Raw genomic sequence first — 16,615 nt, 5'->3', positions numbered from 1 at the left:
GGTGACGGCCGTTACGCCCGCCGGGTGGGGGGTGGGGGGTCCTGACAAACCCTCCCAGTGGGACCGGCCACCGAGGTTCGATAGGTTCATGCGTGGAGTGGTGATGTACACCGCCGGTGACGTGCGGGTGGAGGAGCGCGACGACCCGAAGATCGTCGAGCCGACCGACGCGATCATCCGGTTGACCGCGACCTGCATCTGCGGGTCTGACCTGTGGCCGTACCGCGGGATCGAGCCGGCTGACCATCAGGTCATGGGCCACGAGTACGTGGGCGTGGTCGAGGAGGTCGGCGCGCGGGTGCGGACCCTCGAAGTTGGCGACTTCGTCGTCGGCTCGTTCGCCATCGGCGACGGCACCTGCGAGATCTGCCGCGCCGGGTACCCGTCGCAGTGCCCGAACCGCCAGTTCGTGTCGCAGACGATCGGCACCCAGGCCGAGAAGGCCCGGATCCCGTACGCGGACGGCGCCCTGGTCGCCACGCCGGGACAGCCGGACCCGGAGCTGATCCCGTCGTTGCTGGCCGCCTCGGACGTGCTGGGCACCGGCTGGTTCGGCGCCGTGGCCGCCGAGGTCGGGCCGGGCAAGACGGTCGCGGTCGTCGGCGACGGCGCGGTCGGCCTGATGGGCGTCCTGGCCGCCAAGCAGCTGGGCGCGGAGCGGATCATCGCGATGTCGCGCCACCCCCAGCGGCAGAAACGGGCCCTGGAGTACGGCGCGACGGACATCGTCACCGAGCGTGGCGACGCGGGCGTGGCGAAGATCAAGGAACTCACCGGCGGGCTCGGGGCGCATTCGGTGATCGAGGCGGTCGGCACCCAGGAGTCGACCATGCAGGCGATCGGCGCCACCCGGCCGGCCGGGCACATCGGCATCGTCGGCGTCAACTACGAGGTCTCGATTCCCGGCCCCGCGGTGTTCTTCTCGGGCGTCCACGTGCACGGCGGCCCGGCCCCGGTGCGCCGGTTCCTGCCCGAGCTGATCCAGCTGATCTGGGACCGCGAGATCGACCCGGGCAAGGTCTTCGACCTGACCCTGCCGCTGGAGCAGGCCGCGGAAGGGTACAAGGCCATGGACGAGCGGCGCGCCGTCAAGGTGCTGCTCACGCTCTGACGCCGGATGGATCTATCGTCGAGGCGGCGAGGTGAAGCTGTGAGCCACAAAGACGACGTGCGGGAGTTCCTGATCTCCCGCCGCGCGCACGTGACGCCCGAGCAGGCCGGCCTCCCCGACTACGGCGGGGAACGGCGGGTCCCGGGGCTGCGCCGCGAAGAGGTCGCCATGCTCGCCGGCGTCAGCCTCGACTACTACACCCGCCTGGAACGCGGCAACATCCGCGGCGCCTCGGAAAGCGTGCTCAACGCGATCGCTCGGGCGTTGCGACTCGACGACGTCGAACGCGAGTACCTGTTCGACCTGGCCCGCCCCGCACCCAGCAAGCCGGCGCCGGCCGCCCGGACGGTGCGCCCCTCGGTGCAGCGGGTCCTGGACAATCTGGCGGTGCCCGCCGTGGTGTTCAATCCGCGGCAGGACCTCGTCGCCTCGAACCTCATGGGCCGTGCCCTGTTTTCGCCGCCGTTCGAGGCCGAAAAGCCGAACATGTGCCGGTTCATCTTCCTCGACCCGCGCGCCAAGGAGTATTTCGTCGACTGGCCGCTGGCCAGGCGGATGAACGCCGCGATGCTGCGCCTGCAAGCCGGCCGAGACCCGCTCAACAGCGACATCACCGCGCTCGTCGGGGAACTGTCCACCCTCAGCCCGCAGTTCCGCGAAGACTGGGCCGACCATCACGTACACGAGCACCGCCACGGGCAGAAGGTCTACCGCCATCCCGAGGTCGGCGAGATCGATGTCACCTTCGACGCGTTCGACATGCCCGGCGAGCCGGGCTTGATGATCTGCACGTACACCGTCCAGGAAGGCAGCCCGTCAGCCGACAAGATGGCCCTCCTCGCCGGCTGGGCCGCCACCCAGGCCTTCGCGGCCGACGAGCACACGTCCGTCCGCGCCGACCCGGTGCGCCGGGAGTGAAAGGCGTCCGGGCGCGCGCTACCGCCGCTGGGGCAACCGCTCCGCGAGGGTGTCGCGCAGATCGTCGGGCAGCCCGTCGATCTCGACCAGCTCGGGCAGCAGCTCCGGCTCGGTCATGTACGCCCGGAAGGCCGTCGCGATCGTCACCCCGTGCGCCGGGCGGTCCTCCACGGTCACCGGATCACCGGCCCACACCTCGCCCGGCTCCAGCACGCGCAGGTACGCACCCGGACGGTTCGCCCGGGTGAAGGTCTTCACCCAGCGCGGCTCGCCCATCTTGTGCTGGAACGTGGCGCACGGGATGCGACCGAAGGTCGGCTGTAGGACCAGCCGCGGCCCGATGCGCCACCGCTCACCGATGACCGCGCCGTTGACGTCGAGATCCTCGGTCGTCAGGTTTTCGCCGAAGAGCCCGTTGGCCAGCCGGCGGCTGAGCCGCGCCTGCCACCAGTCGTAGTCTTCCCGCGCGTACGCGTACACGGCCTGGTCGTCGCCGCCATGGTGCGCGATGTCGAAGATCTGGTCGCCGACCAGGCCGCTGTGCAACCCGGTCGTCTTGGGGCCTGGCGCGCGCACGGTGACCAGGTGGTCGACCGGCTGCTTGTTGATGCCCGTGATGCCCACGCCCTTGGCCGGGTTGGGCTCTGGCACCGCCAGGTTGACCGAAAGAATCCTGCTCACGCCCGGCAACCTAGCCGCCCGGGCCACCGCGAGCCACGCTATTTCCCATCCGCCGGCGGCGTGGCGGCTTCGGTGAGTGCGGCCAGCACCGCGGCGACGGCCGGCGGGTCGGGTGGGTCGCCGTAGGTGGCGGCGTAGATCCGGCGCTGGAAGCCGGCGAGTTTGGTGGCGTGGATGTCGGGCCGGCGATGCGCTTGGAGTGCGAGGCCGGGCAGCGTGGCGACGCCCATGCCGGCGGCGACCAGCGACTGCACGACGACCATGTCGTCGCTGAGTGAGGCGATGCGTGGGGTGAAGTCTTCCCGACGGCATACGGTGACGAGCTCCGCCTGGCACCGCTCGCAACCGCCGATCCAGGCGGAGTGGCGATGGTTGGTCAGGCTGTCGTCGGGGCGCCGGCTGATGAGGTAGATCGGGTCGTCGCCGATGTGGACGAGGCGGAATCCCTCGTCTTCGGCCGGGGTGTCGGCGTGGCGGAAGACGAGGGCGACGTCGATCTCGCCGTGCCGCAGCATTTGCAGCGCCTCGACCGGGTGGCGGTCGACCAGGCTCAGCTCGATCCCCGGGTACGCCTCAGCCAGCGCGGCGACCGTCTTGGGCACGATCGTGCTCAGCGCCGAGGCGTTGGCGGCCAGCCGGACCCGTCCCGACTGGAGACCGACCTGTGCGGCCAGCTCGTTGGTCGCCGCGTCGACCCGTCCCACGATCTCGGCGGCTCGATGGGCCAGCAGCCGCCCTTCTGGTGTCAACCGGATCCCGCGGCCGATCCGCTGGACGAGGTTGACACCGGTGGCCTCTTCGAGGCGGGCCAGGTGGTGACTCACCGACGGCTGGGAGTAGTGCAGCTCCTTTGCCGCTTCGGTCACCGACCCGTGTCGGGCCACCGCGGCCAGGACCTTGAGGTGAACCAGGTTCAGCATTCATTAAGGATAGCAATGTGTACTACTCAGAATTGGCATTAGACGTCATACGGCATCTGATCCATGCTGAGTTCTACCGAACTTGGCCCGGAACCTCTAGGAGATGCCATGAGCCAGCAGCGCCTCGGCTACCTGTACGGCATCGGCGCGTACTCGCTGTGGGGCTTCATGCCCCTCTACATCAAGCTTCTGCGTCCCACGGGTCCGGTCGAGGTGCTGGCGCACCGGGTCGTCTGGTCCGTGGCGGTCCTCGCCGTGGTGTTGATCGCGGTGCGGGGCTGGCGCCCGCTGTGGCAGCTCGTCCGCCGTCCCGCCACGCTGGGCGGCGTCGCGGCGGCCGCCGGCATCCTCGCGGTCAACTGGGGTACCTACATCTACGGCGTCAACACCGACCGCGTGGTGGAGACGGCGTTGGGCTACTTCATCAACCCGCTGGTCGTCGTGCTGCTGGGCGTCGGCGTCCTCAACGAGCGGCTACGGGCCGCCCAGTGGACCGCGGTCGGGATCGGCGGCGTGGCGGTCGTCGTGCTCACCGTCAACTACGGGCGGATCCCGTACATCGCGTTGACGCTGGCCCTGACCTTCGCCACGTACGGGCTGCTCAAGAAGCGGCTGGGTCTGCCCGCGGCGCAGGGGCTCTTCGTGGAGGCCGCCGTGCTGGCCCTGCCGGCGCTGGGGCACCTGGGCTGGCTCGTGTGGCGGTCGGAGGCGACGTTCGCGGCGATCTCGCCCGGCCACACCGCCCTGCTGGTGGCGGCCGGCCTGGTCACCGCGATCCCGCTGCTGTTCTTCGCCGGCGCGACGAACCGGATCCCGCTGACCGGGATGGGGATGCTCCAGTACATCACGCCGACCCTGCAACTGGGCTGTGGTGTGCTGATCTTCCGCGAGCCCATGCCACCGGCCCGCCTGGCAGGCTTCGCGCTCATCTGGCTGGCGCTTACGGTGTTCACGATCGACGGCATCCGCCACGCCAGGGCTCAGGGCCGCACGGGATCGCTCCCGGTCACTCGCGAGCGGACCCGCCGGACGCGCGTGATGCCGCAGCCGGCGACCGTCGCGGCGCGCTACTGACCAAGTTCGGCATTCACCCGACGAAAGTCATACGAGGAGGACAGAGCAATGGGCAAGGTAATCAGCGGTATCACGATGTCGGCCGACGGGTACACGGCCGGGCTCAACCAGACCGAGGAGCGCCCGTTCGGCGACGACAGCGGCGACGGCTGGGGCGACAAGCTGCACGCCTGGTTCACCGAGGCCGCCGAGGAGAACCAGGCCGAGATCGACCAGATGCTGGCCGCCAAGGCGTTCATCATGGGCCGCAACATGTTCGGCCCGGTGCGCGGCGAGTGGGACCGGCAGTGGAACGGCTGGTGGGGCGACGAGCCGCCGTACCACGCGCCGGTGTTCGTGCTCACCCACCACGCGCGCGACCCGCAGCCGATGGACGGCGGCACCACGTACCACTTCGTCACCGACGGCATCGAGTCGGCCCTGGCACAGGCCCGCGCGGCGGCCGGCGACGGCGATGTCGCGATCATGGGCGGCGCGACCACCATCAACCAGTACCTCGCCGCCGGGCTGATCGACGAGCTGCGGCTGCACATCGCGCCGCTCACGCTCGGCGCCGGCACCCGGCTGTTCGACGGCGTGCCGCCGCTGACGCTCGAGCAGGTCAGCGCACGGGCGACGAGCCTGGTCACGCACGTGACCTACCGCGTGCTGCCCTGAACTGAAGAGCCGTACTGGCTCGAAGCTTCCGGAACAAAAGACGTCGAGAACGGCCTGGCGGCTCCGTCTCAGCAGCAGACGTGCGCCACCGGGCCGTACACACCGAGGAGACCCACCATGACGATCCATCGGATGGACAACGTCCTCATCGTTGTCGAAGACCTCGACGCGGTTATTTCCTTCTTCGTCGAGCTCGGCATGGAACTGGAAGGCAAGGGACCAATCGAGGGAGCCTGGGTGGAGGCGGTCATCGGGATCAGCGACGTACGCCAGGAGGTCGCGATGCTGCGGACCCCGGACGGCAACGGCCGGATCGAGCTGGCCATGTTCCACACGCCGAAGGCGATCCGCCCCGAGCCGAAGGACGCGCCGGCGAACACGTTGGGCATTCGTCGCGTCATGTTCGCCGTCGACGACATCGACGCCGTCGTCGCCCGCCTGCGCTCCCACGGCGCCGAACTCGTCGGCGAGGTAGCGCGGTACGAGGACATCTACCGGCTCTGCTACGTCCGCGGCCCGGAGGGCATCGTCGTCGGACTAGCCGAACAGCTCAGCTGACGACCCCTGAGGTACGCGCCTGGCCCCGGCATACCGCCTGAGCCAGGCGCGCGACATTTACATCGACTCGGTTTGTGGTGCGGCCAAAACATAGATGGCGACCGCCAGGGTTGCGATCGACGCGGCGGCGAACCAGATCCGTCGCGCCAATGGGCGCTCCGACAACAGACTCGTCAGCATGTACACCTCCTTCCATCGAACGTGATTTACAAACTCGGCGCCGGTTGGGACGTGGACCGGGCGGGCGCGTCGCGCCTCGCCAGCGCGATGATGAGCCAGCAGATTCCGGCGAACATCAAGAGGTCTCCCAGGCTCAGCACTATCCGCAGCGCGGGGACGGGAATGACGTCCGCGAAAATCGGGAACATGGTCTCCGCGGATATCTCGTTCGACGCCGCTATCGCCCGCTCGGAAAATCCGGCCTTGCGGGCAGCCCATGCCGAGAGCGGCATGCCGCCGTTCAATGCGATGGTCGCGGTGTTGAGGGTGAATCCGAGCGCGAAGATGCCCAGACCGGGCCGGACGTTTTCCGACGGGGAGCGAAGATTGACGGCGACGAAGGCGATGCCGAGCAGCCAGATCAGCACCACCGGCAGCACGCCGTCGCCCGGCCGCAGGACCGCGGACGCCCAGGCCGGATCCGAGATCCGAACGAACTGCACGGCCGCCGCGCCCCAGATCAGGGAGAGGCCGCGCAGCCGGATCGATTGGAGCGCGCGGAGCCCGCCGCGGCGGATGGCCAGCACGATCAGGGAAATGACAATGGGCAGCAGCATGAGCGCCCACATGCGCCAACCTGGCACGCCATCCCCCCATGAACCGCACCGACCCGAATCCCGGACGCTTTACGTTAGGCACGCGCGCTCACGGACGTCTTTCGTCATCCTGACGGTTCACTGACGCCGATCCGGCAGGCGTGCCTCTTGCGGTATTCCAGCGCCCCTCGAGCGGAGCCGTCGCCGCGCGTGGCAGGATTTCCGTCGATGTCCGTCGAAGTGATGAGGGGCTATGGCTACGATTCGCCTGCACAACGATTTGGACCTTGACGAGACGCGTCGTATCTGCGTGCGTACCGCGAACTCGGGGCAGGACTCCACCCCGATGACGGAGTTCCCGGACCTGTTGCCCGACATCTTCCTGGTGCCGTACACGGTCCACGACCCCGATCTGTGCTTTGTCGTCGAGGAGGGCGGCCGGGCGGTCGGCTACATCGTCGGCTGCGCGGACACGGTGAGGTTTGCGACCTGGTTCCGCGACGAGTGGGCTCCGGAGATCGGTCGCAAGTACCCGCAGCCGATCGAGTCGCCCAAAACCTGGGACGAGATGTGGGTCTACTGCCTGCACTTCAACTCGTACCCGCGCATGGTCATGCCAGGGATCGAGGACTATCCGTCCCATCTGCACATCGACCTCGCACCGGAGTACCACCGGTTGGGTCTGGGCCGGGAACTCATGTTGACCTACCTCGACGCGCTGAACGCCGCCGGTGTGCCCGGCGTGCACGCGTGCGTGTCGGCACACAATCCCGGCGGGCTGAAGTACTACGACAACATGGGCTTCAAGCCCATCGAGGTGCCCGATCCGGCGCCGGTGGTGTGGCTCGGCCGGTCCACCGACACCACGGACCTGACCGAGGCGAAGGTCGTAGCCGGCGCGAGCGGCTAGCCGTCAGGTCGGTGCGGACCGGAGTGTGTCCACGACCGGGCGCCGCGTCGCGACTCGGCGCTGGCCGCCGGGGTCCGTGAGCTTGAGGTTGAGCGTGTACGAACGCGGCTGCCCGCCCGCCAGTGTGGCGATGTCGCCCCGGTCGACCCAGACCAGGCCGCCGCGCTCGTCGTCAGCGGTGTCACGATCACGTCCGGGCCCGCGCTGGCGGCCGGGGTCTGCTGATACGGCCGGTTGGCGATCTCGTCGAGGGTCAGGCCGAGGGTCAGCGTGGCGGTGGCGGCGGCGATGGCGGTCAGAAGCAGGACGGTCTCGGTCCGGCGGCGGCGCAGGTCCCGCACCAGGAGCCGGCAGACGAGCAGGAGACGCCCGGACATGTCAGCGCCTCCGTGATGGACCCTCGTCTAGAGACCTTTCGGAGTCGAGGTGGCCGGGCGCTAAGTTCCTTTTAGGACAAAGATTTGAGCTACCGCGACGTCCGTCGTGGTCCAGACCGCCGCTCCCGCGGCCTCACCCGTCCGCCGCTGGTCGCGCTCACCCCTATTGGGCCGCGCGACGGTCACTGTTTGTCCACAATGTCTGCTCCCGGATCGGCGCTCTGGGAAAGCTGCGGATTTTCGTCGCCGCCGGTAACCGCCGCGGCGAGGTGAGCGGCGCGAGATTCCAGATCTCGGAAAGCTAGGGCGCTATTTTCAACCCCAACTCTCCGAGATCTCGAAGTCTCGACCCATGAGCTGGTGACACTGCGTCAGGATGGCGGAGATAGGCCCCACGAAGAACCCCTTCGGGGCTTGTCCCGCGGACCTGGCAGTGGACGGCCGGGGATTTCGGCTCGCCCCGCGAGCCGCCGGCCGGGAGCGGTCCCCGCGGGAGCATACGGTCTCCAGCTGACACGGGCGGGGGAAATCTGCCGGAGCGCGGCCGGTAGGGTGCCCGCGTGGCGGTTCGCATTGATGTCGAGGCCTTTCGTGAGTCCATCCCACCCGGCGTGGAGCAAGCCGCCCAGCGGCTGCGGGACGATGACCGGATCGGTGAGCTCGAGCCCGTCGGCGGCGGAGTCCAGGCACCGGTGCACGACCCGGTAGGCAGCCTGCGCCCCTGGGTCGGGATCGTGGACGGCGCCCTGACCGGCCGGTGCGCCTGCCCCGACACGGGCGAGGACCTGTGCGCCCACGCGGCCGCGGTCATGTTGGCGGCCGTCGCCGAATGCGTCCACCTTTCGGCGTCCGCGACACCACCCAACCCCGACCCCGACGACGCGGAACGCACCCTCTACACCGAGGCGGCGCGCCGGCTCACGCCCGACCAGCTGGCCGAACTGGTGGTCGAGCAGGCGATCCGCGACGAGGTGTTCGCCGCCGACCTGCTCGCCGAAGCAGGCATGCCGACCTAGGTGACGTGTACCAAGGGCTCCCCGCATCGCCCTCCCGCCGGAACGGCCACCCGCCTTCATGCCGGCCAAGATCCGCGACGTCGATCGGCGAGGTCGCCCGCGTCATCCTCAGGTCCGAGGACGCGGCAGCCAGGGGTCGACGGCGATCGTCTCGGGGGTGAGGCCGTAGTGGCCGGCGACCTCGCGCAGGCGCTCTTCGCCGCGGCCGAGGGTGAAGCGGTGCCCGTCCGGGTCGCGCACGACGAAGTCCCGCATGCCGTAGGGGCGGGAGGCCACCGGGTCGACGACGTCGGCGCCGGCCTGCTGGTACTCCGCGCACAGGGCGTCCGGATCCTCGACGTACACGTAGGCGGACTGCGCGGGCGGGGGCGAGTCGCCGCGCCAGGGGACGAGCAGCAGCATCTCGATGTCACCGCTGGACAGGGCGGCGAGGGTGCCGTCGGTGGTACGCCACGCGAGGCGAAAGCCGAGTGCCTCCTGGTAGTAGGCGATCGAGCGGTCGATGTCGGTGACCGGAAGCCGGGGCATGAGATGCAGCCAGGCGGTCATCTCGGTCTGCGCGTCGGCATGCATGGTGTCCTCCTGCGTGAGGGTGTCCACCGCCGCGAGTAGGCGGCGGACTTCGTCAAGGCGGGCTTCCAGCCGCGCGCGGTGGTCGCGAAACAGCTGGCGCCGTTCGGCGTCGCCGGTGCCGGCCAGGATCTGGCGGATGTCGGCGATGGGCATGTCCAACGATCGAAGTAAGGCGATCGCCCGGGCGGCGCCGGTCTGGCCGCGCGTGTAGTAACGGTAGCCGGACCGCGCTTCGCGGCCGTCGGGTTCGAGCAGCCGCAGCCGGTCGTAGCGGCGCAGTTGGGGGATGCTCAGGCCGACGAGCTCGGCGAACCGCCCGATCTGCCACCGCCCGGATTGGTCGTCCATGTGATCGTCGTCCACGATGTCGATTCTGCGGGCCTGTCGCGCGTCAGGGTCAAGACGAAAAATTCCGGCGGTGGTGTCGGATCGAGGCGGGGGCGTTCGTGGCAAGGGTGAGAGGCCGCCCGCGGGGGCGCCGCAAACCACAGGAGATGATCGACCATGAAACTGACGACCGTCACGAACGTCTCTCTCGACGGGGTGATCCAGGGGCTCGGCGGGCCGGACGAGGACCGCAGCGGCGGGTTCGAGCGCGGCGGATGGGCCTTGCCGTTCTTCGAGGACGACGGCGAGGCCGCGACGTTTCTCAACCAGGTCTACGAGCGCGCCGACGCGTTCCTGTTCGGCCGGCGGACGTACGAGATCTTCGCCGGATCCTGGGGAACGTGGGACGATCCGGGCGACAGCCCGATCTGGACGGCGTTGAACACGAAGCCCAAGTACGTCACGTCGACCACCCTGACCGACCCGCGGTGGGCGGACACGACCGTCCTCTCCGGTGACCTCGCGGCCGCCGTCGGCGACCTGAAAGCCAAGCCCGGCGGGGAGCTCCAGGTACACGGCAGCGGCGCCCTGATCCGGTGGCTGCTCGACAACCGCCTGGTCGACGAGATCGTCCTGCTCACCTATCCCATGGTCATCGGGCAGGGCACGCGGCTGTTCCCCGAGAATGGCCCGGACACGGCGCTCGACCTTGTCGACCTGCGGAGCACCTCGAAGGGGCTCACGTTCCAGGTCTACCGGCCCACCGGCCGCCCGCGATACGCGACCGCCTGACCGCGGCCGGCGCACAAACCCCACAGGAGATGATTTCGAGATGCACTACATGGTTTCCGTAATCGACGACAGGACCAACTCGGCCACGCCCGAGGAGAGGGCCGCCATCGACGCGTTCAACGAACGGATCATGGCCGAAGGGCACTGGGTGTTCGCCGGCGGCCTCAACTCACCCAGCACCGCCACCGTCATCGACAACCGGGGCGAGGAGGCGCTGTTCACCGACGGACCCTTCGTGGAGTCGAAGGAGCACCTCGCCGGCTTCTGGGTCATGGAGGCCCCCGACCTCGACGTGGCGCTCAAGCTCGCGGCCGAAGGGTCGAAGGCGTGCAACCGGAGGGTCGAAGTGCGGCCGTTCCTGGGGATCGCGACGCGGCCGTTTCCGGGCGAGTGAGCGTGATCGACGTCCAGGAGGCGATCACCCGTGCCCACCACGCGGAGTGGGCGCGGGTGGTAGCCGCCCTGACCAGGCGTTTCGGTGACCTCGACATCGCCGAGGAGGCGGCGGCCGAGGCGTTCGCGACCGCCGTCGAGCGGTGGCCGGCCGACGGGGTGCCGCCCAATCCCGGCGCCTGGCTGACCACCACCGCCAACCGCAAGGCCATCGACCGGATCCGGCGCGAAAACAAGCGCGACGACAAGCAGAAGGAGGCTCAGATGCTGTACGACGACGACCCCGTCGAGCCTCTCGGCGCGGTCGACGACGAGCGGCTCCGGCTGATCTTCATCTGCTGCCACCCGGCGCTGGCGATGGAGACCCGCGTGGCGCTGACCCTGCGCATGCTCGGCGGTTTGACCGTGGCCGAAATCGCCCGCGCCTTCCTGGTGCAGGAGACCGCCATGGGGCAGCGCATCACCCGCGCGAAAGCCAAGATCAAGGCGGCGCGCATCCCGTTCCGGGTGCCCTCCGCGGACGATCTCCCGGCCCGCGTCTCCGGTGTGCTCGCCGTGCTCTACCTGGTCTTCAACGAGGGATACCTGGCGACCAGCCCGGACGCCGATCCGGTCCGGCACGACCTGACCGCCGAGGCGATCCGGCTCACCCGCCTGGTCCGCGCCCTCCTGCCGGACGACGGTGAGGTGGCCGGGCTGCTGGCGCTGATGCTGCTCACCGAGGCCCGCCGCACCGCCCGGGTATCGGCCAGCGGCGAGCTCGTCACCCTCGACCAGCAGGACCGCGGGGCCTGGGACGGGACGCTGATCGCCGAGGGTCACCGGCTGGTACGCGAGCGCCTGGCGACCGGGGTGGCGCCGGGCCGCTACCAGATCCTCGCCGCGATCAACGCCGTGCACACCTCCGCCCGCGACATCCGCGACACCGACTGGTCGCAGATCGTCGCCCTCTACGACCAGCTCGTCCGCCTCGACCGCTCGCCGATCGTCGCCCTCAACCGGGCCATCGCGGTCGCCGAGCTCGACGGGCCGGAGGTGGCGCTGGCGGCCGTCGACCGGCTCGGGGAAAAGTTGGCCGGCTATCACGCCTTCCACGCGACCCGCGCCGACCTGCTGCGCCGGTTGGGCCGCGGTCAGCAGTCGCGCGCGGCGTACGACAAAGCCATCGAGTTGGCCGGCAACACCGCCGAGACCGCCGCCCTGATTCGCCGCCGCGACCAGCTGGGCTGATGCCGGTCGATCCGCGGGCGAGCGTTCGCCCGCTCTTGTGAATTGTTTCAATCGCCGCGTAGGATCCGCTGCGCCCGCATGTTCACGCCGAAGCGGGTGTGGCACAGGAGGTCCGGGCGCTGCCAGTCAGCCGCCTCCGTTGCGGGTCCGCAGCCATACTCGCGCGCGCTGTTACGTTTCACGCGCGGGGTCACGACCCGGTCAGGACCGAGGAGCGACGGCATGGTGTTGGCGGCCGCCGGAGGCGCCGCGCGCTCCGCGAGCGTCAAGGACGTCGCGGCGACGGCGGGCGTGTCGATGGCGACCGTGTCCAACGTCCTCAACCGTCCCGAGCGGGTGAGTGCGGGCACCCGGGCGAGGGTCGAGCAGGCCATGCGTGAGCTCGGCTTCGTACGCAACGAGTCGGCCCGCCAGCTCCGCGTCGGCAAGAGCCGGGTGCTCGCGTACGTGATGCTCGACGCGAGCAACCCGTTCTTCACCGACGTGGCGCGCGGGGTCGAAGACGTGGCCGAGGAGGCCGACCTGTCGGTGTTCCTGTGCAACAGCGACCAGCGTGGACAGCGCGAGCGGTCCTACCTGACCCGGCTGGAGGGCCAGCGGGTGCAGGGCGTACTCGTGACGCCCGTGGATCCCGAGGATCCCCTGCTGGACGACCTCGCCCGGCGCGGCACACCCGTGGTCATCGTCGACCGCACCCGCGCCGGCGACATGCACTGCTCGGTGGCGGTCGACAACGTCCTCGGCGGGCATCTCGCGGTCGACCACCTGCTCGACCTCGGCCACGACCGGATCGCGTTCGTCGGCGGTCCGGAGCGGATCGGACAGGTTCGGGACCGGCGGGAGGGCGCGTGGCGGGCGCTGACCGCCGCCGGGTACACGGGCGAGGACCTCGTGGTGGTACGGACCGACGCGCTGTCCGTCGCGGAGGGCCGCGGTGCGGGTGCCCGGATCGCCGGCATGTCCCGCAAGGTGCGCCCCACCGCGGTGGTGTGCGCCAACGACCTGCTGGCGCTGGGCCTGCTCCAGGCGTGCGCCACGCTCGGGATCCGCGTGCCCGACGACCTCGCCATCGTCGGCTACGACGACATCGATTTCGCGGCCGCCGCGACGGTCCCCCTCACGTCGGTGCGCCAGCCTCGGCGGGAGCTCGGGCGCACCGCGGCCGAGCTGCTCATCGACGAGGCGACCAACCCGGATCACGTACATCGACAGATGCTGTTCAAGCCCGAGCTCGTCGCGCGCGGGACCACGCGACAACGGTGAGGAGTCGACGCCGATGCCCTACGTCAACCCGTTGAGCTCTCCGGACGACCTGGCGGCGTTCCGGCTGGAGGGTGACGGCGCCGTGTCGTTCCCGCGCGGACGGCTGAGGCTGGAGAGCCTGCGCCCGCCGGGGGACGGCCAGGACGCCAACGTGGTGCTGTGGTGTCCGCGGGACTTCGGCGCCGACGTCACGGTGGAGTGGGACTTCTGGCCGATCCGGGAGCCCGGCCTGTGCATCGTTTTCTTCCACGCGCGCGGGCGGCAGGGCGAGGATCTTTTCGATCTGGCGCCGCGCACCGGGCGGTACGAGCAGTACCACCACGGCGACCTGGACGCCTACCACGTGTCGTACTTTCGCCGGATGTGGCCGTCGGAACGCCGGCTGCACACCTGCAACCTGCGCAAGAGCTACGGCTTCCACCTTGTCGCGCAGGGGCCCGACCCGCTGCCCGCGGTGCTGGACGCGCAGGGACCGTACCCGTTGCGCCTCACCGTCCACAGTGGCGTGATCACCTTCGAGGTGGCGGATCTCGTGTCGTTTCGATGGCAGGACGACCAGCCGCTCTCCGGCGGCAAGCTCGGCTTTCGGCAGATGGCGCCGATGATCGGCGAATACGCCAACCTTCGCGTGACCGAGCACTGACCGGCTGGCCGCGAAACGCCCGACGCCGCGCGTCAGCGCACCGCGACGAAGCCCGGCTACAACGGAAGGTAGTCCCCTGAAGCCCTTGAGGCAAGGCCTTTCCTGGCGTTGACATTGAGACGATTCAGGGCTACGGTCGCTCACACATTTGGATCCGTAACCCCCGCTCGCCCCAAGGCAGGCCAGCGTGCAGCGTCGAGCTCCGTCTTCCATGTTTTCGCCATCCGACCCACCACGCGCGGCGAGCGCGACCGGTTGGGCGACAAGACTCTACGAGGCCACGGACGAGGTCGTCTGGGCGGCCAAGCTCAACCTGCTCTGGCTGGTGTTCACGCTGGCGGGCGGGGTGGTCCTGGGGATCGGGCCGGCCACGCTGGCGGCCTACACGCTCGCCCGGCGGCGCGCACGAGGTGAAACATTTCAGTCCTGGCCGGCGTTCGCCGCCGCCTACCGTCGCGAGTTCGGGCGCGGGTCTCTGATCGTCCTGCCCCTGGCCGGGACGACCGTCCTTCTGGTCGTCAACTACTTCTACTTCGCCTCGCTCGGATCGGCGGGCACGGGGTTCCGGCTGGCCACCTTCGCGGCGATCGTCGCCGTGGTCGTGGTCGCGGCGTACCTGCTGCCCATGGCCGTGCACTTCGACCTGCGGACACTCGGCTACTTCCCCAAGGCCTCGCTGTTCGCCCTCACCCGTCCGGCCGCGACCGTCCTGTTGCTGTTCATCTTCACCGCGGTCGTGTACGCGTCCGCGACGTTCCCGTTCCTGGTGCTGGTGATCGCCATCGGCGGGTGGATCCAGCTGGACACCTGGCTATGCCTGCGCTTCTTCGCCGAAAACGAGGCGCGTCTACAAGCGAAAGGACTCTCATGACGATAAAGACCCGGATCGTTGCCACCGCGCTCGCGCTGAGCACCGCCATGGCCGGCACCGCCTGCGGTGGCGAGGAGGAGAAGGCCTCCTCACTCGACACGATCAACGTGATGACCAAGCTGTTCGGCACGGCACCCGATCCGGGCGGCGAGCTGCAAAAGGCCGTCGAGCAGCACATCGGCAAGAAGCTCAACATCACCTGGGTGCCCAACGCGGACTACAACGAAAAGCTCAACGTCACGCTCGCGTCCAACAGCCTCCCCGATGTGATGGGGGTGAACGAGAAGAGCCCGACGTTCGTCCGGGCCGCCCAGGCCGGTGCCTTCTGGGACCTGACCGACAAGCTCGACAAGTACCCCAACCTCAAGCCGGCCGACGAGCGGCGGGCGCTCAACTCCTCGGTCAACGGCAAGATCTACGGCATCTACCGGACCCGGCCGCTGCTGCGGTCGGCCGTCGTGTACCGCAAGGACTGGGCGGCGAAACTTGGTCTATCGGAGCCGCAGACGGTCGACGACCTGTACCAGATGGCCAAGGCGTTCACCGAGCGGGACCCGGACGGCAACGGCAAGAAGGACACGTACGGCCTGATCATCCCGAAGTGGCCCGGCTTCTACGCCAGCAACAGCCCGTACGACACGATGGAGACCTGGTTCGGCGCGCCCAACGGCTGGGGTGAGCGGGGCGGCAAGCTCGTGCCCGGCTTCGACACCGAGGAGTTCTACCAGGCCAACCGGTTCATGAAGAAGTGGGTCGACGAGGGCCTGGTCAACAAGGACTTCGCCACGCTGGACGCGGGCAGCTGGAACGACCCGTTCATCCAGGGCAAGGGCGGCATCATCATCGACGTCAACGTCCGCGGCACCGACCTGGCCGGCCGGTTCCGGCAGGCCGACCCGAAGGACATGGACAAGGTCGCCATGGTGGGCAACATGAAGCGGTCCGACGGCCAGAAGTTCTCCCTCGCGTTCACCGGGTACCTCGACGTCCTCGCCATCAGCAAGCAGCGGATCCGGACCGAGGAGCAGCTGGATGACGTCCTGAAGGCGCTGGACAAGCTCCAGGACAAGACGGGCGGCGCGCTGCTGACCCACGGCATCCAGGGCCGTAACTACAACCTCGAAGACGGCAAGGCCGTGTTGATCAACCAGGACGACCCCCAGGTCAAGACGCTCCAGAACGACGTGGACAAGGCCTTCATCCAGCTCGGCACCCGGTACAGCGTCGGGGGCAGCCTCTTCCCGACCAAGTTCCCCACCGAGCAGGAGACGAAGCTGTTCGAGCTGCGGGACACGCTGATGCAGGAGGACCTCAAGACGGCGGTGCACAACCCGGCGCTGCCCGTCCTCGCACCGACGCAGATCGAGAAGGGCCAGACGCTCGACCTGATCGTCCCGGACGCGCGGATCAAGTACCTGTCCGGCGAGATCACCGAGGAGCAGCTGCGGGCCGAGGTCAAGCGCTGGTACGACAGCGGCGGCACCCAGGTCGCGCAGGAGGTCAACGATCTGGTGTCCAAGCTTCCCAAGTAACGGTTTTCGAAAGG

At 69.2% G+C, this 16,615-nt stretch carries 20 protein-coding genes; 14 read left to right on the top strand and 6 right to left on the bottom strand.

Annotation, left to right across the window (positions count from 1 at the left end; all coding sequences use genetic code 11):
- Positions 1-88 precede the first annotated feature (88 nt).
- Both AC5L36_RS15150 and AC5L36_RS15145 read left to right on the top strand, forming a co-directional pair.
- A complete protein-coding gene (locus tag AC5L36_RS15150) occupies positions 89-1,111 on the top strand; it encodes a zinc-dependent alcohol dehydrogenase family protein (protein ID WP_441219169.1) in 1,023 nt (340 codons plus the stop codon).
- Between the two features lie 39 nt (positions 1,112-1,150).
- On the top strand, positions 1,151-2,029 hold the full coding sequence (locus AC5L36_RS15145) for a helix-turn-helix transcriptional regulator (protein ID WP_441219167.1): 879 nt from the start codon (positions 1,151-1,153) through the stop codon (positions 2,027-2,029).
- Between the two features lie 18 nt (positions 2,030-2,047).
- On the opposite strand, the gene AC5L36_RS15140 is transcribed toward AC5L36_RS15145, so the two are convergent.
- Both AC5L36_RS15140 and AC5L36_RS15135 read right to left on the bottom strand, forming a co-directional pair.
- Positions 2,048-2,710: an MOSC domain-containing protein gene (locus AC5L36_RS15140; protein ID WP_441219165.1), complete on the bottom strand. Its 663-nt coding sequence runs from the start codon at positions 2,708-2,710 to the stop codon at positions 2,048-2,050.
- A gap of 38 nt (positions 2,711-2,748) precedes the next feature.
- Positions 2,749-3,630, bottom strand: a complete 882-nt coding sequence (locus AC5L36_RS15135) for a LysR family transcriptional regulator (protein WP_441219163.1) — start codon at positions 3,628-3,630, stop codon at positions 2,749-2,751.
- 108 nt (positions 3,631-3,738) lie between these two features.
- Here AC5L36_RS15135 and rarD point away from each other — a divergent pair, with 108 nt between their 5' ends.
- The 3 genes from rarD (at position 3,739) to AC5L36_RS15120 (ending at position 5,919) form a co-directional block, all read left to right on the top strand.
- Positions 3,739-4,704 carry an EamA family transporter RarD gene (gene rarD / locus AC5L36_RS15130; protein ID WP_441219161.1) on the top strand — a complete coding sequence of 322 codons (966 nt, stop codon included), beginning with the start codon at positions 3,739-3,741 and terminating at the stop codon, positions 4,702-4,704.
- Between the two features lie 48 nt (positions 4,705-4,752).
- On the top strand, positions 4,753-5,361 hold the full coding sequence (locus AC5L36_RS15125; RefSeq protein WP_441219159.1) for a dihydrofolate reductase family protein: 609 nt from the start codon (positions 4,753-4,755) through the stop codon (positions 5,359-5,361).
- 117 nt (positions 5,362-5,478) lie between these two features.
- Positions 5,479-5,919 (top strand): VOC family protein, encoded by a 441-nt coding sequence (locus tag AC5L36_RS15120; protein ID WP_441219157.1) that lies wholly within the window; start codon positions 5,479-5,481, stop codon positions 5,917-5,919.
- Positions 5,920-5,976: 57 nt separating this feature from the next.
- Here AC5L36_RS15120 and AC5L36_RS15115 read toward each other — a convergent pair whose 3' ends face one another.
- A complete protein-coding gene (locus AC5L36_RS15115) occupies positions 5,977-6,099 on the bottom strand; it encodes a hypothetical protein (RefSeq protein WP_441219155.1) in 123 nt (40 codons plus the stop codon).
- Between the two features lie 26 nt (positions 6,100-6,125).
- Complete coding sequence (locus AC5L36_RS15110) at positions 6,126-6,707, bottom strand: DUF5317 family protein (protein ID WP_441219153.1); 582 nt, start codon at positions 6,705-6,707, stop codon at positions 6,126-6,128.
- Positions 6,708-6,927: 220 nt separating this feature from the next.
- Here AC5L36_RS15110 and AC5L36_RS15105 point away from each other — a divergent pair, with 220 nt between their 5' ends.
- Positions 6,928-7,584, top strand: a complete 657-nt coding sequence (locus AC5L36_RS15105) for a GNAT family N-acetyltransferase (protein ID WP_441219151.1) — start codon at positions 6,928-6,930, stop codon at positions 7,582-7,584.
- Here the strand turns inward: AC5L36_RS15105 and AC5L36_RS15100 are convergent.
- On the bottom strand, positions 7,581-7,961 hold the full coding sequence (locus AC5L36_RS15100) for a hypothetical protein (RefSeq protein WP_441219149.1): 381 nt from the start codon (positions 7,959-7,961) through the stop codon (positions 7,581-7,583). The genes AC5L36_RS15105 and AC5L36_RS15100 overlap by 4 nt on opposite strands.
- 560 nt (positions 7,962-8,521) lie before the next feature.
- On the opposite strand from AC5L36_RS15100, the gene AC5L36_RS15095 reads away from it, so the two are divergent.
- Complete coding sequence (locus AC5L36_RS15095; protein ID WP_441219148.1) at positions 8,522-8,977, top strand: hypothetical protein; 456 nt, start codon at positions 8,522-8,524, stop codon at positions 8,975-8,977.
- A gap of 108 nt (positions 8,978-9,085) precedes the next feature.
- On the opposite strand, the gene AC5L36_RS15090 is transcribed toward AC5L36_RS15095, so the two are convergent.
- A complete protein-coding gene (locus AC5L36_RS15090; protein ID WP_441219146.1) occupies positions 9,086-9,913 on the bottom strand; it encodes a VOC family protein in 828 nt (275 codons plus the stop codon).
- Positions 9,914-10,054: 141 nt separating this feature from the next.
- Between AC5L36_RS15090 and AC5L36_RS15085 the strand changes: the two genes are divergently transcribed.
- The 7 genes from AC5L36_RS15085 to AC5L36_RS15055 all read left to right on the top strand — a co-directional run bounded on the left by AC5L36_RS15085 (position 10,055) and on the right by AC5L36_RS15055 (position 16,601).
- Positions 10,055-10,669, top strand: coding sequence for a dihydrofolate reductase family protein (locus tag AC5L36_RS15085; RefSeq protein WP_441219144.1), 615 nt, complete (start codon positions 10,055-10,057; stop codon positions 10,667-10,669).
- A 40-nt stretch (positions 10,670-10,709) separates the two neighbouring features.
- The gene (locus AC5L36_RS15080; protein ID WP_441219142.1) at positions 10,710-11,063 is read left to right on the top strand and encodes a YciI family protein; all 354 of its coding nucleotides are present in this window, start codon (positions 10,710-10,712) and stop codon (positions 11,061-11,063) included.
- Positions 11,064-11,065: 2 nt separating this feature from the next.
- Entirely contained in the window at positions 11,066-12,292 is a 1,227-nt protein-coding gene (locus AC5L36_RS15075) for an RNA polymerase sigma factor (protein ID WP_441219140.1), read from the top strand.
- Between the two features lie 222 nt (positions 12,293-12,514).
- Positions 12,515-13,555, top strand: coding sequence for a LacI family DNA-binding transcriptional regulator (locus AC5L36_RS15070; protein WP_441219138.1), 1,041 nt, complete (start codon positions 12,515-12,517; stop codon positions 13,553-13,555).
- Positions 13,556-13,568: 13 nt separating this feature from the next.
- Complete coding sequence (locus tag AC5L36_RS15065) at positions 13,569-14,198, top strand: DUF1961 family protein (protein ID WP_441219136.1); 630 nt, start codon at positions 13,569-13,571, stop codon at positions 14,196-14,198.
- Positions 14,199-14,409: 211 nt separating this feature from the next.
- Positions 14,410-15,069, top strand: coding sequence for a YesL family protein (locus AC5L36_RS15060; RefSeq protein WP_441219134.1), 660 nt, complete (start codon positions 14,410-14,412; stop codon positions 15,067-15,069).
- Positions 15,066-16,601 carry an extracellular solute-binding protein gene (locus AC5L36_RS15055; RefSeq protein WP_441219132.1) on the top strand — a complete coding sequence of 512 codons (1,536 nt, stop codon included), beginning with the start codon at positions 15,066-15,068 and terminating at the stop codon, positions 16,599-16,601. Before AC5L36_RS15060 ends, AC5L36_RS15055 begins: the two co-directional genes overlap by 4 nt.
- The last annotated feature ends 14 nt before the right edge of the window (positions 16,602-16,615 follow it).

The sequence above is a fragment of the Phytohabitans sp. LZ39 genome, from assembly GCF_059359075.1.
The sequence above is the reverse complement of the archived record's forward strand: the minus strand, read 5'-3'. Positions and strand labels throughout refer to the sequence as shown.